The 14,517-nt window shown below is 73.2% G+C and carries 12 protein-coding genes; 9 read left to right on the top strand and 3 right to left on the bottom strand.

The genetic code is table 11. The annotated features are described in order from the left end of the window. Positions 1-127: 127 nt before the first annotated feature. On the bottom strand, positions 128-685 hold the full coding sequence (locus MXD61_RS11920) for a hypothetical protein (RefSeq protein WP_248812933.1): 558 nt from the start codon (positions 683-685) through the stop codon (positions 128-130). A gap of 320 nt (positions 686-1,005) precedes the next feature. Here MXD61_RS11920 and MXD61_RS11925 point away from each other — a divergent pair, with 320 nt between their 5' ends. The 7 genes from MXD61_RS11925 to MXD61_RS11955 all read left to right on the top strand — a co-directional run bounded on the left by MXD61_RS11925 (position 1,006) and on the right by MXD61_RS11955 (position 8,743). Then, positions 1,006-1,767 (top strand): hypothetical protein, encoded by a 762-nt coding sequence (locus MXD61_RS11925; RefSeq protein WP_248812935.1) that lies wholly within the window; start codon positions 1,006-1,008, stop codon positions 1,765-1,767. 251 nt (positions 1,768-2,018) lie between these two features. Continuing rightward, the gene (locus MXD61_RS11930; RefSeq protein WP_248812937.1) at positions 2,019-2,861 is read left to right on the top strand and encodes an SCO family protein; all 843 of its coding nucleotides are present in this window, start codon (positions 2,019-2,021) and stop codon (positions 2,859-2,861) included. After that, a complete protein-coding gene (locus tag MXD61_RS11935) occupies positions 2,861-4,219 on the top strand; it encodes a Dyp-type peroxidase (protein ID WP_248812939.1) in 1,359 nt (452 codons plus the stop codon). The genes MXD61_RS11930 and MXD61_RS11935 overlap by 1 nt, the downstream gene beginning before the upstream one ends. Before the next feature lie 3 nt (positions 4,220-4,222). Then, a complete protein-coding gene (locus MXD61_RS11940) occupies positions 4,223-4,870 on the top strand; it encodes a copper chaperone PCu(A)C (RefSeq protein WP_248812941.1) in 648 nt (215 codons plus the stop codon). A gap of 104 nt (positions 4,871-4,974) precedes the next feature. Beyond that, positions 4,975-5,820: an SDR family oxidoreductase gene (locus tag MXD61_RS11945; RefSeq protein WP_248812942.1), complete on the top strand. Its 846-nt coding sequence runs from the start codon at positions 4,975-4,977 to the stop codon at positions 5,818-5,820. Between the two features lie 115 nt (positions 5,821-5,935). Then, positions 5,936-6,724, top strand: a complete 789-nt coding sequence (locus MXD61_RS11950) for a maleylpyruvate isomerase N-terminal domain-containing protein (RefSeq protein ID WP_251079813.1) — start codon at positions 5,936-5,938, stop codon at positions 6,722-6,724. Between the two features lie 711 nt (positions 6,725-7,435). Continuing rightward, positions 7,436-8,743 carry an MFS transporter gene (locus MXD61_RS11955; protein WP_248812944.1) on the top strand — a complete coding sequence of 436 codons (1,308 nt, stop codon included), beginning with the start codon at positions 7,436-7,438 and terminating at the stop codon, positions 8,741-8,743. Between the two features lie 74 nt (positions 8,744-8,817). Here the strand turns inward: MXD61_RS11955 and nudC are convergent, their stop codons facing one another. Next, complete coding sequence (gene nudC, locus MXD61_RS11960) at positions 8,818-9,831, bottom strand: NAD(+) diphosphatase (protein WP_248812945.1); 1,014 nt, start codon at positions 9,829-9,831, stop codon at positions 8,818-8,820. Between the two features lie 244 nt (positions 9,832-10,075). On the opposite strand from nudC, the gene MXD61_RS11965 reads away from it, so the two are divergent. After that, on the top strand, positions 10,076-11,503 hold the full coding sequence (locus tag MXD61_RS11965; protein WP_248812946.1) for a cation:proton antiporter: 1,428 nt from the start codon (positions 10,076-10,078) through the stop codon (positions 11,501-11,503). 10 nt (positions 11,504-11,513) lie between these two features. On the opposite strand, the gene MXD61_RS11970 is transcribed toward MXD61_RS11965, so the two are convergent. After that, a complete protein-coding gene (locus MXD61_RS11970) occupies positions 11,514-12,299 on the bottom strand; it encodes an enoyl-CoA hydratase/isomerase family protein (protein WP_163550840.1) in 786 nt (261 codons plus the stop codon). 432 nt (positions 12,300-12,731) lie between these two features. On the opposite strand from MXD61_RS11970, the gene MXD61_RS11975 reads away from it, so the two are divergent. Next, positions 12,732-14,444: an ABC transporter ATP-binding protein gene (locus MXD61_RS11975; RefSeq protein WP_248812947.1), complete on the top strand. Its 1,713-nt coding sequence runs from the start codon at positions 12,732-12,734 to the stop codon at positions 14,442-14,444. The last annotated feature ends 73 nt before the right edge of the window (positions 14,445-14,517 follow it).

Genomic DNA, 14,517 nt, shown 5'->3' on the forward strand with positions numbered 1-14,517 from the left:
CGCGCCACACCTGAAAGCAGGATTCGCCCACACGGGTCGTCATGGTCGGCACCTCGCACCCGACCGCGGCGACCCGTGTCGCGCGTGGGGCGCGCCGGGGTCGCCGCGAACGGTGCGAGGGTCCGGGCTATGCGGATGTCGCCTGGGCGGTGGGGGCGGCGGCCGGTGCCGTGGGCGCGAGCGAGGCACAGGCGCTGCGCGCCGCCGCCCAGGTGTCGGCGTCCACGCCGGCCGGTGCCGCGGTCGACATCGGCCCAAAACCACCGCCGCGGCCGGGACCACCGCCCCCGCCAGGACCGCCCGCACCACCGGGACCACCCGCACCGCCGGGGGCTCCGGAGGGCGGCGCACCGGTCGGGCGGGTACCTGCCGCGCCGCTGCCATCGCCCTGCGGCCTGGCCGAGGGGGTTGGCAGCGTCACGCCGTTCTGCGCCAGACAGGTGCGGTAGGCGGTCATCGCGGAGTTGGCGCCAGAACCCGACCCGGCACCCGCGCTGGCGCTCGTGCTCGGTGCGGCGGTGGCCGTCGTGGCGGCCGTGCCCGCGGCCTGGGTGCCGGACCCGCCACCGCTGCTGCCGCAGGCGGCGAGCGCCACCAGAAGAACGGGGACAGCCAGCAGACGACGGCCGCGCGGCCGACCGGTACACCGATGCCACCAGCGGACGGTGGTCCTCTGGACGGTCATGGTCCTCCTTGCCGAAGCTCACCAGACGAATCCGACGGATCACCAGATGTGTCCGTGGCGACCAATCCTGCTGCCATCGGCTGTGCGCAGGCTGTGCCTCGGCTGGGAACCGGCTCTGAGACTCGTCCTGGCGTCATGGGCGACGGCCGGAGATCGCTGCTCAGGAGGCCAGGGGTGGCCTGCCGAGAACGACGGTCGATGTCACGTCCTCCGGCGCCGCGGGGACGTTCTACACTACGTAGACGTAAGGTCCGATGGCCGTGGGGTCCCGGCCGGTCGGTGCCGCTGGTCGGCACTGCTGGTCAGGGTGAACATCTGATGTGCGTGAGGTGCTGGTAGCGATGGGGCTGGGCGGGGCCGCCACGCCGCGGTTGCCGCGCAGCCTCACCTTCTCGCTGGCCTGCACCGGGCTCGCCGCGGTGGCGCACACGCTTACGCACGGCGGGGCGCCACCCGGGCCCGTGCTCGCCGGGGCTGCCGGCGGCGTGGCGCTGCTGACCGCGCCGTTCACCGCACGGGTGCGTCCACTTCCGCTGGTCATCGCCGCGATGGTCACGCTGCAGGCCGGGCTGCACACCCTGTTCGCCCTGACGGCGAACTCCACCGGACGGATGTACTCGGCGATCGAGGCCGGGCTGTGCATCGCAGACCGCGGCGCCCTGTCGGACACGGCCGTGCGACACATGGTGCGGGTACAGGCCAGCCTGCTGCCCGTGCCACACCGGATGCCGCTGGCGCCCTGGCAGGGCGCGCCGGCGATGCTCGGCGCCCATCTCGGCGCCGCCGCCGCGACCGCGTTGCTGTTGCAGCGCTGCGACGAGGCTGCCAGCACCGCCGCCCGGCTGCTGGCCACCCTCACCGCCGTGGCCGCCCGCGCCACCGAACTGCTGCGTCGGACCGTCCGGCTCGGTCGGTGGCTGCGCACGGCGGCCGCCCTGGCCAGCGGGCGACGACCGGCCCGTCCACCGCTGCCCGCAGCCGCTGGACGGCGCCCCGCCATCCGGCGGCTGCGCCACACGTGCGTCCGGCGCGGCCCGCCGCTCGCAGGTCCCGCCGCCGGCGCGTTCGCCGGCCGCGGTTGACCGGGCTCGGCTTGCGACCGACCCGCGTGATCACCGGGCGGCGACGCCCGGCCGGGCCACTGCGCTGACATCAGGCCGCACCGACGCGGCCCACGCCGACGTCAGGCCGCCGGCTCCCGCCGATGCGGGCCGCCGGCATGAGCCCACGGCAGCCCACGAACCGTGTGCTTCGCCGCGCCCGCGGCACCGTCGACGCCCGAACACGCGGCTTCCCCCACAGACTTCCTCGACGTGCGAAGGACATCCCCAGCGTGGACGCCACCCCGCCAGCCGAACACCCGCCAGCCGAACACCAGACGGCCGAACCTCAGACGGCCGAACCTCAGACGGCCGAACCTCAGACGGCCGAACACCGGGCCGCCGATTCCCCCGAGCGTCGTACGCGTGGCGGCGGGCAGCCGTCCGGACGCCGCGGCGGGGGTCGGCGCCGGGCCGTCCCCCGAGTCGGGGTCGGGGCGCTGGCCCTGGGACTCGCCCTGGCCTTCGCCCTGACGGGATGCGGCGGGGGCTCGGCGACCTCGGCGGACGCCAACGGAGTGATCGTCCACCTCGACGACGCCACCGACGCGTCCGGTCTGCGCGGGACATCGCTGGCCGCCCCGATGCCCAAGCCGGACGTCCGCCTGACCGACACCGGCGGCCAGCCGTACGACCTGCGCGCCGCCACGACCGGGAAACTCACCCTGGTCTACTTCGGCTACTCGCACTGCCCGGACGTCTGCCCGACCACGATGGCCGACATCGCCGCCGGCCTGAGCGAGACCAGCGCCGCCGTCCAGCAGAAGGTCTCGGTGGTGTTCATCACGACCGACCCCGAACGCGACACCCCGGCCGTGCTCCACAGCTGGCTGGCCCAGTTCAACCCGGCGTTCGTCGGTCTCACCGGCACCTGGGAGCAGATCGCCGGCTACGCCGACCAGTTCGGCATCCCGGTGGAGAAGCCACGCCAGCAGGCCGACGGGAGCTGGGTGGTCGACCATGGCTCGCAGGTCACCGCGTTCGGCCCGGACGGCGTCGCCCGGGTCGTCTACCTGGCCGGCATCACCCCCGCCGACTACGCCCACGACCTGCCCACCCTGGTCAAGGGTGCCTGATGACGGCGGACTCCACCTCGGCCCCACCGTCCGACCCCGTTGAGGAGCCGGACGGGCGAGGGCCCTCAGCGCGCGAAGCGGGACGGGCCCCGGGGCCCGGGCGGGGACCCGGGCCGGGGCTGGGGCGACGCGCGTTCCTGGGCCGGGTCGGGCTGGTCGGCGCGGGCGGGATCGCGGGCGGTGTCACCGGTGCGCTGGTCGAACACGCCACGGGGCCGGACGGGCCGGGCCCGCTGGAACGGCAGCGGGCCCGGGCGGTCGCCGCGGTCCGGCCCGCAGGCCCCCATCAGCCGGGAATCGCCGGCCCGCCCGCCGCGCACCTGGTGTTCACCGCCTACGACCTGACCGGCGATGCCGCCGTCACCCCGGCCAAGGCCCGCACGGCACTGCGGGACCTGCTCACCGCGTGGACCCGCACCGCCGCCACGGTGATGGCCGGCGAGCAGCCCGCCGACGGCGGCCAGCGGACCCTCGGCCTCGCGCCGTCCGCACTGACGGTCACCTTCGGGCTGGGCGCGTCGGCGCTGACGCGGGCGGGGCTCACCACCCGGATTCCCCCGCAGCTGGCCCCGATCCCGGCCTTCCCGCATGATCAGCTCGACCCGGCCCGCCGGGACGGTGACCTGGCCGTGCAGATCTGCGCCGAGGATCCGATGGTGGCCGCGTCGGCCGCCCGCACCCTGGACGTGCTCGCCCGCCGGTACGCGTCCCCACGCTGGCGGCAGCACGGTTTCCGCCAGTCGGCGGCCGCCTCGGCCGAACCGACCGGCACCCCCCGCAACCTGATGGGCCAGTTCGACGGCACCAACAACCCTGCCGCTGACACCGCCGTGTTCGACCTCGCGGTCTGGGCCGACACGACCGCACCGGCCTGGATGACCGGCGGCAGCTACCTGGTCGCCCGACGCATCCGGATGCTGCTGGACCGGTGGGATCTGCTCACCGTCGACGCGCAGGAGAAGGTGATCGGGCGGCGCAAGTCCGACGGCGCACCGCTGAGCGGCGGCGGCGAGCACACCGACCCGGACTTCCTCGCCCGCACGGCGGACGACAGCCCCGTCATCCCCGCGAACTCCCATGTGCGGCTGTCCCACCCGCAGTTCAACAACGGCGTGCGGATGCTGCGCCGCGGCTACTCCTACCAGGACGGTCTGGACGCCGACGGCGACCCGGACGCCGGCCTGTTCTTCCTGGCCTACCAGGCGGACCCGCGCACCGCGTTCACCGCCGTCCAGCGCAAGCTCGACCGCCTCGACGCCCTCTCGGCCTTCGTGCGCCACACCGGCAGCGCCCTGTTCGCCGTCCCGCCGGCCGCCCCCGCCGGGGGCCACGTCGGCCAGCAGCTTCTGGAGAGCTGACCCATGACCAGCCATTCCCCCCACCGCCACCATCGGGCCGGACGGCTGCTCGCCGCGACCGCGCTCGCCGCGGCAACCCTGCTCGCCACCGCGGCCTGCGGATCAGCCGACCCGGACACCGCCAGCACCCCACCCACCAACGGCAGCTCGGCCACCAGCGGCAGCTCGGCCACCGGCGTCCCGACCGCCGCGCCCGGTACCGCCAGCGCGGACGTCGCTGACCTGCGCATCCGCGGCGCCTACATCCCGCAGCAGTCGTCCGAGACGGAGGCTGCCGCGTACTTCACCGTCACCAACACCGGCGGCACGCCGGACACCCTCACCTCGATCACCACACCGGCGGCGCCCCAGGTCAGCCTGCACACCACCGTGAGCCGCGGCGGATCGGCGTCCATGCGGATGGTCACCGAACTCGCCGTTCCCGCGCATGGCACGGCGACGCTCGCCGTCGGACACAACCACGCCATGCTGGAGCACCCGGTCCACCGCCTGACCAAGGGCGAGCAGGTGCGGCTCACCCTCGTCTTCACCCATGCCGGCACCGTCACCCTCACTGTGCCGGTCGTCGGCTACACCGGCCCCAGCGCACATGACATGCCCGGGATGGACATGTCCGGCATGGACATGTCCGGGGCCGCGGCCCACGGCTAGCGACGGTCGGCTGTCACCGTTGTCGCCGGTATCGGCGCTGACATCAACGCTGGCGCTGGCGGCAACGGTGGCGCGCGTCACGGACGTTTCCTAGGGTGAGCGCCGTGGACCTTCACAAAAGCAGGCACCTGGACGGCAAGGTGATCGTCATCACGGGCGCAGCGGCTGGTTTCGGCGCGCTGATAGCGACCCGAGTGGCGGCACGGGGCGCGATCCCGGTGGCCCTCGACGTCGACGCCGCCGGCGCCGGCAAGGTCGCCGCCGCGATCGAGGCCGACGGCGGGCGGGCGCTCGGCATCGGTCTGGACGTGCGGGACAGGCTGGCCTTCGCGGCCGCCGCCGCCCAGGTCATCTCGACGTTCGGCCGGCTTGACGTGCTGGTCAACAACGCCGGGGTGATGCCGCTGGCGTTCCTCGCCGACCACGCGCGCGCCGCCGAGGCCTGGGACCGGGCCATCGACATCAACCTCAAGGGTGTCCTGCACGGCGTCTACGCGGTGTACGACCACATGTCCGAGCACGGCGGGCACATCGTCAACATCTCCTCGATCTACGGGAACTCCGGTGTGGCCGGGGCTGCCGTCTACGGTGCGACGAAGGCCGCCGTCGCGACGTTGTCGAACGCGCTGCGGGTCGAAAGCCAGGGGAAGATCAAGGTGACCCTGGTGCGTCCCAGTGGTGTGCTCGGCACGAACCTCAGCGGCACCATCATCGATGGCGCGGCCGCCGCACCCCTGGCCGCCCACCGGATCGCGTCCTGGCAGGAGCACATCACCGAGCTACGCGAGGGCCGTCTCCCCACCGCCGCGCGCGACCCCGAGCAGACCCCGTACTGGACCCTCGCCCCGAATGACGTCGTCGACGCCGTCGTCCACGTCATCGACCAGCCGCTCGGCGTCGCCATCACCGACCTGACCGTGCGCGCGACCGGCGAGGACTATGTCTACTGAGTCACCGTCGTCTCCTGAGTCACCGTCACAGGCTCCCCCTCCCGTAACGAGGACAGCGGAAGCCGCGGGCGCCGCGGACACGGCGACGCCCGCGGCGGCTGCGGCTGCGCAGGCGTTGGGCCGGGCGGTCGCGGAGGCGGTCGAGGTGTTCGAGACCCTGCGCGACGACGAGTGGGCGCTCCCCTGCGCATGCCCCGGCTGGACACTGCACACCGTGCTCGCGCATCTGACCATCGGCATCGCCGGCATCACCGGTCTGCTGCCACCCGAGCCGCCCCCGCCGGGACTCGAGTTCGAGGCCGCGACCGACGTCCAGGCCCACGCTCTCACCGCCCGTCCACCCGCTGAGCTGCTCGCGCTGCTCCGCACCGCCGGACCCGCCGCGTCCGCCCTGTTCGGCGCCCTGCCACCCGCTCTGGCCAGCCGGCAGATCAGCATGGGTACCGCCGGCACCTACCCCTTCCCGAGCTTCGCCGACGCCCTGACCTTCGACGCCACCTGCCACCTGCGCTGGGACGTCCTCGCCCCGCGCGGCCCCATCCAGCGTGACCTGCCGGACGTCGACCCCGCCCGGTTGTCCGCCGCGGTCCGCTGGCTCGCCGGCGGCATCCCGCAGATGACCACCCGGTCCTTCCGGGACCTGCTCACCGACCCCCTCACCATCGCGATCACCGGCCCCGACCCCCTCTCGATCCACATCGCGCCTCACGCCCAGCGGGTCGAGATCACCCCCACCTCGAACGGGACCGGGCCGGCGGCGGGCACCAGCCGGGCGACTGTGCGCGCGTCGGCGCAGGACTTCGTCCTGTGGGCGACCGGCCGCGAACCACGCCAGGGCCGCACCGACGTCCTCGGCGATACCGCCTACGCGGACCGGGTGCTCGAGGAACTGCGCGTCTACTGACTCACCCACGCCCGTGCGGGAGCGCGGGAGCGCGGGAGCGCGGGAGCGCGGGAGCGCGGGAGCGCGGGAGCGCGGGAGCGCGGGTCGAGCTTCGCGGTCGTCCAGCCCCGGGGTTGCGTCCCTGAAACTCGGCACGATGGGATCAAGACAGACTTCCGTCCCATATATGCGCATATAGGCGTTTCTCAGGGTGCGATGGTGCGGAGTCGAGTACCTTGGCACCCGCGCATCGCGGCCAGATCGCGGCCAGATCGCGGCCAGATCGCGGAAACGATCATGCCATGCCGAGGGTTGTTCGGGGATTTCGGCCCCCCACACCTAACAACCCTCGGCATGTGGCCGAATAGCCCTCGGCATCCGGCTGCGGCCCGAGAAGTTGGCCGCCGAGGGCCGGGGTGCCGGGTGCCGGGGTGCTGGGGGGCTGGCGGGCTGGGGTGCCGGGGGCCGGGGCATCGAGGCCGATTGCGCCATGATTCCCGGCGCACCGAGATCTTGGACGAGACGAGTGGACGGGGGCCGCGGGCGGGTGCGGTGCAAGAGGCGTCTCATGACGGGGATGCCTCGGAGGCCGGCGTTCTAACGTGGGAGCACGTGACCGCCGTCGATCCGCAACCCTCCGCGCCACACCCCCGTCACCCTCGGGCACCTGACGCGGAGCCGCCGGGCGACTCGCCTCTGTCCGGCGGTCCAGCTCCAGCCGGCGGTGGGACGGTGTCGCCGGAGGCGTCGACGTCCGAGGGGGTGTTGCTGCCGGGTTCGCCGGCGTTGCGGCGGCTGCAGACGGCGGTGGTGGCGGCGGGGCTTGCCGCGTTCGCGATGCTCTACTCGACGCAGGCGTCGCTGCCGCAGATCGCGGACACCTTCGGGGTGGACGCGACGCTGTCCAGTCTGACCGTGTCGGTGACGACCGGGGCGCTGGCGATCTCGGTGCTGCCGATGTCGGCGTTGGCCGATCGGTTCGGCCCGACCCGGGTGATGATCGTCGGGCTGGTGACGGGCTGCCTGTGCGTGGGGTTGGGGGCGGCGGCGCCGAACCTGCCGCTGTTCCTGGTCTCCCGGGGGGCGGCGGGGCTTTCGTTGGCGTCCGTCGTCGCGGTGGCGATGGGGCACATCGGCGATCGGGTGCATCCGCGGGCGGCGGCGCCGGCGGTCGGGATGTACGTGTCGGCGACGTCGCTTGGGGGTCTGCTCGGCCGGCTCGTCCCCGCGGCGCTTGACAGCCAGGCCGGCTGGCGGGTCGCCGTCGCCGCGGTGGCCGGGGTCGGGGCCGTGTGCACGGCGATCTTCGCGGTGACCGTCCCCGGTGGGGTCCGGGCTCGCGGCCGCGGCAGCCGCCGTAGGTCGGCGGACGTCGGCAAGTCGGTCGGTGCCGGTGCCGGTGCGGCTGCCGGTGCCGGTGCGGCTGCCGGTGCCGCGGACCAGCCGGACCGGGGCGGTGGGGCGGGGGTCGTGATTCGGCGGCATCTGCGGGACCGGGGGATTCTGCGACTGTGCGGGGTCGGGATGGTGCTGATGGGCGGCTTCGTGGCCACCTACAACTATCTGACCTACCGACTCACCGAGGCGCCGTTTCGACTGTCGAGCGCGACGATCGGGCTGGTGTTCTGCGCGTATCTCGCCGGCACGGTGACCTCGACGGCGGCCGGACGGCTCACCGTTCGGCTCGGCCGGCGGCCGGTGCTGCTGGGGGCGATCGCGATCGCCCTGGCGGGGCTCGCGCTCACGGTGCCGGACAACCTTGGCTGTGTGCTGGCCGGGCTGGTCATCTATACGGCGGGGTTCTTCGCGGCCCATTCCGTGGCCAGCGGATGGGTCGGTGCCCGGGCGGTGACCGGGCGGGCCGAGGCGTCCGCGCTGTATCTGCTCGGCTACTACCTGGGGTCCAGTGTCGGTGGCACGCTGATCGGGCTGGCCTGGACCGCCGCCGGCTGGCCGGCCACGGTCTGCTGCGTCGCCGCGACCCAGCTCGCCGCCGCCGTGCTCGCACCGCGCTCCGAGCCGTCCCTGGTCCCGTCCTGACCTCGGCCCCGGCCGGGCCAGAACAGGAACCGGGCCAGAACGGGAACCAGGGCGGGCCGGGGCGGGAACCGGGATCAGCCTGCGAGAACCCAGGATTCGATCATGTTGCGGGCGATGGAGACCTGGCCCGGCAGCAGCAGCGGGGAGGGCTCGGCCTCGGTGGAGGTGTCGGCGGCCATCGTGGCGCGGTTGAGGGTGCGGGTGCGGGGGGCGGCTCGCCATTCGCCGCGGGCGAGTGCCTCGCGCAGCTCGTCGCGGTGCACCCAGCGGGCCTCGCGGATCTCGGTCTCGTCCACGTTCAGTGGCTGGTCCGGATCGGCCAGGGCGTGGAATCCGATCATGAGTGACCGGGGGAACGGCCAGGCCTGGCTGCCCAGGTAGCGGATGTCGCGGACGGTGACCCCGACCTCCTCGGCGATCTCACGGGCGACACAGGACTCCAGCGACTCACCGGCCTCGACGAAACCGGCGAGGACCGAGAACCGGCCGGGTGGCCAGGCCCGATGCCGTCCGAGCAGAACCTGGTCGCCGCCATCGTGGACGAGCACGATCACCGCGGGGTCCGTGCGCGGGTACTCCTCATGCCCGGCGGCCTCGCACGTCCGGGCCCAACCGGCGTTGACCGGTGTGGTCGGCGAACCGTCCCGGGTGCAGAACCGGGACCGGTCATGCCAGTTGCGCAGACCGACGGCGGCGGCCAGCAGGGCGCCGTCCAGGGGGCCGGTCTCACCGCCCACCGCGTGCCCGTTCAACCATTCGATCTCCGGCCCGGCGCCGGCCTGCTCCTGCGCACCGCACAGCACCCAGTAGGCGGTGCCGTCGGCCTCACCGAGCAGCATCGCCTCCTCCGGCGGCGAGCCGGCCAGCTCCGCACCCACGCGGGTCCACAGCCGCGGCTCGGAGCCGATCACCGCGAGCAGCCCGTCAGGATCGACGAAGAGCACCCGCGCGCTCGCCCAACCCTCCTTCTGCCGGTCGGGGTCACGGCGCAGATGTTCGTCCCGGTGGAGCGCGGCACCGGCGAAGGTCGGCGTGCGCACCAGATCGAAGTGGGTCGGTCGCGGGCGGGCGGGCTCAGGTCGGGACACCGCCCCATTCTCCCGCTCGAACCACACCCGGGCCACGCTCGTGGAGATCATCCCATGGCGACGTTCGGCGCATTCTCCGCCATCCAGCATAATGCTCTTGAAAATTCACAATCCACCGACTCCGCGCCCGGATCCGCATGCCGAAAAAGGACATCAGGCGGAGCACCGGACTGCCATACTGTGCAGCGCGCGACTCCCCCGATACTGGTCGACTTCGCACGCCTGCACCCAGGGAGGCTCGAGGGTGAGCAGTGACCGTCCGGGTAGCGGGGCCGAGCTGACTCACCTCGCCGAGCAGGCGAAACCGATCGCCGCGATCCCACCACACGATCTGCTCGTGTTCCTGCTCGGGATCACCGCGTTGCTGGGCGGGGCGCTGGTCCTGGGCCGGCTGGCGCAGCGCGTCGGGCTGCCGGTCATTGTCGGTGAACTGGCCACCGGGATCCTGCTCGGGCCGTCGGTGTTCGCGAAGGCCGCCCCGGACGCGGCGCACTGGCTACTACCCACCGATCCCGACCGGTTCCATCTCCTGGAGGCGGTCGGGCAGCTCGGCGTGATTCTTTTCGTCGGGATGACCGGCACGGAGATGGACGTCGGCGCTGTCCTGCGTCGGGGCCGCACGGCCGTGCGGGTCAGTCTTGGCGGGCTGCTCATCCCCCTGGGGCTCGGCGTGGCCACCGGCCTGCTCCTGCCGTCCGGCCTGCTGTCCGCGACGGCCGACACCGAGGTGTTCGCGCTGTTCCTCGGCGTCGCGATGGCGGTCAGCGCCATCCCGGTGATCGCCCGGATTCTCGTTGATCTGAACCTGCTGCACCATCGCATCGGCCAGCTCACCCTCGCCGCCGGCACCGTGGACGACGCCGTCGGATGGCTTCTGCTCTCGGTGGTGTCGGCGCTCGCGACGACCGGGGTCCGCGCCGGGGACATCCTGGTCTCGGTGGGCTCGGTGGCGGCGACGGTCGCGGTGGCGATCGTGCTGGGACGCCCCGTGGCCGAGGTGGCCCTGTCCTGGAGCACCCGCCGGCGCGCCACCGGCGACTCGCCGGCCGCGACGGTCAGCCTGACCTGCGCGGTGCTGATCATCGGCGGGGCCGCCGCGACCCAGGCGCTGAGACTCGAGGCCATCTTCGGCGCGTTCGTCGTGGGCATGGTGATCGGGTCACGCCGGTCGTTCGATCCACGCCTGGTCGGGCCGCTGCGCCTGGTCGTCACCGGGGTCCTCGCCCCGCTGTTCTTCGCCCTGGCGGGGCTGCGGGTGGATCTGAGCGCCCTCGCACGGCCGACGGTGCTGGCCGCGGCCGCCGTGGTGCTGGCGGTGGCGGTGGCGGGCAAGTTCCTGGGCGCCTACCTCGGGGCGCGGCGCAGCCGGCTCGGCCACTGGGAGGCGTTGGCGATCGGCGCCGGCATGAACGCCCGCGGCGTGGTGGAGATCGTCGTCGCCGGTACCGGCCTGCGCCTCGGGGTGATCAGCCCCGCCGGCTACACGGTGGTGGTGCTGGTCGCCGTCGCCACCTCGGTGATGGCACCACCGTTGCTGCGCTGGGCGGTCATCCGGGGAGCTCTCGTGCCCGCGGCACCCGAACCCGCGGGCCCGCGCCCGCTGGTGCCCGATGGCGCGGGCGCGACCCCCGCGCCGCGCGATGGCGCCCCCGCCCCCGACCCGATCGTCTGAGCGGACCGGCTCAGACGAACTTCGGTGCCCGCTTCTCGACGAAGGCGGCCGCGCCCTCCCTGCCGTCGCCGCCGGCGCAGGCGGAGATGCCGCGGGCCTCCAGCTCCAGCTGGCTCTCCAGCCCGTTGTCGTAGGTGGCGGCGAGCAGCCGACGGATCGTGCGATGCGCGTCCGCCGACCCGGCCGCGACCCGCCGGGCGAGCTCCGTCGCCTCCGCCTCGAGATCCTGCGCCGGCACGACCCGGGTGACCAGACCCCACTCGCAGGCCTCGGCCGCCGACAGCCGACGGTTGGTGAACATCAGCTCCTGGGTGCGGCGCAGGCCGATCAGCCGCGGCAGCGCATAGGACGTGGCGCCGTCCGGGCTGAGCCCGACGTTCGAGTAGGCCAGGGTGAACGTCGCCGACTCCGCGGCCAGGACCAGATCGCCGAGGACGGCGAGCCCGATGCCGGCGCCCGCGGTCACCCCGTTCACCGCGACGACCAGCGGCACGTCCATCCGGGCGAAGGTCGTGACGGCCCGGTGCAGCAGATCAGCGAGCTTCTTCATCTCCGCCTCGGCCCGATCGCCGTAGCCGACCATCTCCTTCACGTCGCCACCGGCGCAGAAGAAACGTCCGGCGCCGGTCAGCAGCACGGCGCGCACGGACGGATCGCCCGCGGCGTCATAGGCGGCCTGGGCCAGCTCCGCGGCCAGTTCCTGGGTGATGCCGTTCGCCGCGTCCGGACGATTCAGTGTGATACGTGCCACGGCGTTGTCTCGATCGACCGTCAGAGTGCGGAACTGTGAGCTCATCGGGGGACTCCGTTCGGGGATCTCGGACCGGCTGGCTTTGTGTGCACCACCCACACATCTACCAGCACAGACGCCGCGCCGCACAGACAAGGCACAGCAACACCCAGCCGATCCACAGGGAATCAAGCGATATCACGGCTAACGTGGCGTCACGCCGGCAATACGGCCGGCTTGTGAGAAAGGACGTCGACAATGCCGCTTAAGAAGATTCTTCCGCCGCCGCCGAAGCCGCCGAAGAAGGCCCGTAAGCCACTGCCGAAGCACTTCCCCGGGAAACTCCCCCGTTAGGGACCGGAAAAGATTTCCGGCGCCGGTCCGGAGCCTGCCCGCGGTGCGGCCAGCTCCGGACCGGCCCCACCGGCCCGCCGGCCGGCCGGCCGCGGCGAGTGCGCTGAGCGCAGGGCAGCAGGGCACCGGTAGGAGGCCGGCGACATGGGCGGACGACGCGCGGGGAGTACCGGAACGCACCGCTCGGGGCGGATCGCCCGGGTGCTACGGCGGCTGCGGCCGTTCGCCCGGCCACATCAGGGCCTGTTCGTCGCCGCCGCGCTGCTGCTGCTCGTCAGCACCGCCGCGCAGACCACGACCGTGTGGCTGTTCGGGCGGCTCACCGACGAGGCCCTGGTGCACGGGGCGACCCGCCGCTTCCTCGGGCCGGCGACGGCCTGGCTGGTCGTCGCCGTCGCCGGTGCGGCGGCCAGTTACGCCGGTCATCTGCTGCAGGCACGGGCGTCCGGGCGGCTGTTGGCGGACCTGCGTGAGGCGATGCTGGCGCGGCTGCACGTCCTTTCACCCGCATTCTTCGCCGCGATACCCGCCGGCGATCTGCTGACCCGGTTCGATTCGGATCTGGATGCCGTCGACGAACTCGCCGGAAGTGGTCTGGTGGAAATCGCGACCGCCGTCACCGGGGTGATCTGTTTCACTGCGGCCGCATTTCTGCTGCGCTGGGATCTGGCGTTGCTGGCCTGCGCCGCCGCGCCGCTCTACTGGCTGCTGACCCGCCGGCTCACCGCCCGGGTGCAGATCGCCGCCGAGCGGCAGCGGGTCGCCGAGGGGCAGCTCGCCGCCGTCGTCGAGGAGAACATCAGCGCGGCCGCCCTGGTGCAGACGCACGGGATGGCCGCCCACGAACACCGCCGGCTACGCCGCCACGGCGTGGCCTGGTTCGACGCGCGGCTGGTCGCCTACAGGGTCGCCACGGCGAACGCGGTCCTGGCCACGCTGCTGGAGACGGTGTTCGTCCTGGCCGTTCTCGGTGTGGGTAGCTGGGAGATCTCCACTGGACGGCTCACCCTCGGCGGTCTGCTGTCGTTCGCCGGCTTCCTCGGCTATCTGTACGGCCCAGTTCAGGAACTGGGCACCCTGGTCGTGTCGATCGGCGCCGCCGCCGCGTCCGGCGACCGGATACTCGAGTTGCTCGACCATCCGGTGGAGGTGCGTGACGCCCCCGACGCGGGTGAGCCGCACCGCGTCCACGGGCAGGTCCGCTTCGACCGGGTCAGCGTCCGGTTCCCCGCGGCATCCACCCCGGTGCTTGACCAGGTGTCGTTCGTGTTGCGCCCCGGCCAGCTCACGGTGCTCACCGGCGGTAGTGGCGCGGGCAAGTCGACGATCACAACGCTGCTGGTCCGCCTGCGCGATCCGAACTCCGGTCACATCCTGCTCGACGGCTACGATCTTCGTTCCCTCACCCTCGCCTCACTGCGCCGGGCGGTCACCGTCGTCGCCCAGGACAGCCCGCTGCTTGACGGCACCCTCTGGGCGAACCTGACCTGGGGCATCCCGGACGCCACCGAGCCCCAGGTACTCGCGACCGCGCGGGCCGCCGGCGTCGACGCCTTCGCCCGTGCTCTGCCGAACGGCTACGACAGCCACCTCGGCCAGGGCGGACGGCTGCTTTCCGGGGGCCAACGCCGCCGCGTCGCGATCGCCCGCGCCCTGCTGCGCGACTCCCCCGTCCTCGTCCTGGACGAACCCACCGCCGGCCTGGACGACCGCACCGCCGAACGCCTGGTCCACACCCTCCGCGGGCTCGCCGCCCTGCGCACCGTCCTCGTCGTCACCCACGACCTGCGGCTGGCCGCCGACGCCGACAGCCTGCTCGTCCTCGACGGTGGACACTTGACATCCTCCCCGGCCTGAAGACCGGGGATTCCCACCCTCGCGGGCAGGTTTTCCTGTTTCACTGACAGACGCCTCCCCACTCTAGGAGCGG

Source organism: Frankia sp. AgPm24, from assembly GCF_023243055.1.
In the GTDB taxonomy this organism is placed as follows: domain Bacteria; phylum Actinomycetota; class Actinomycetes; order Frankiales; family Frankiaceae; genus Frankia; species Frankia umida.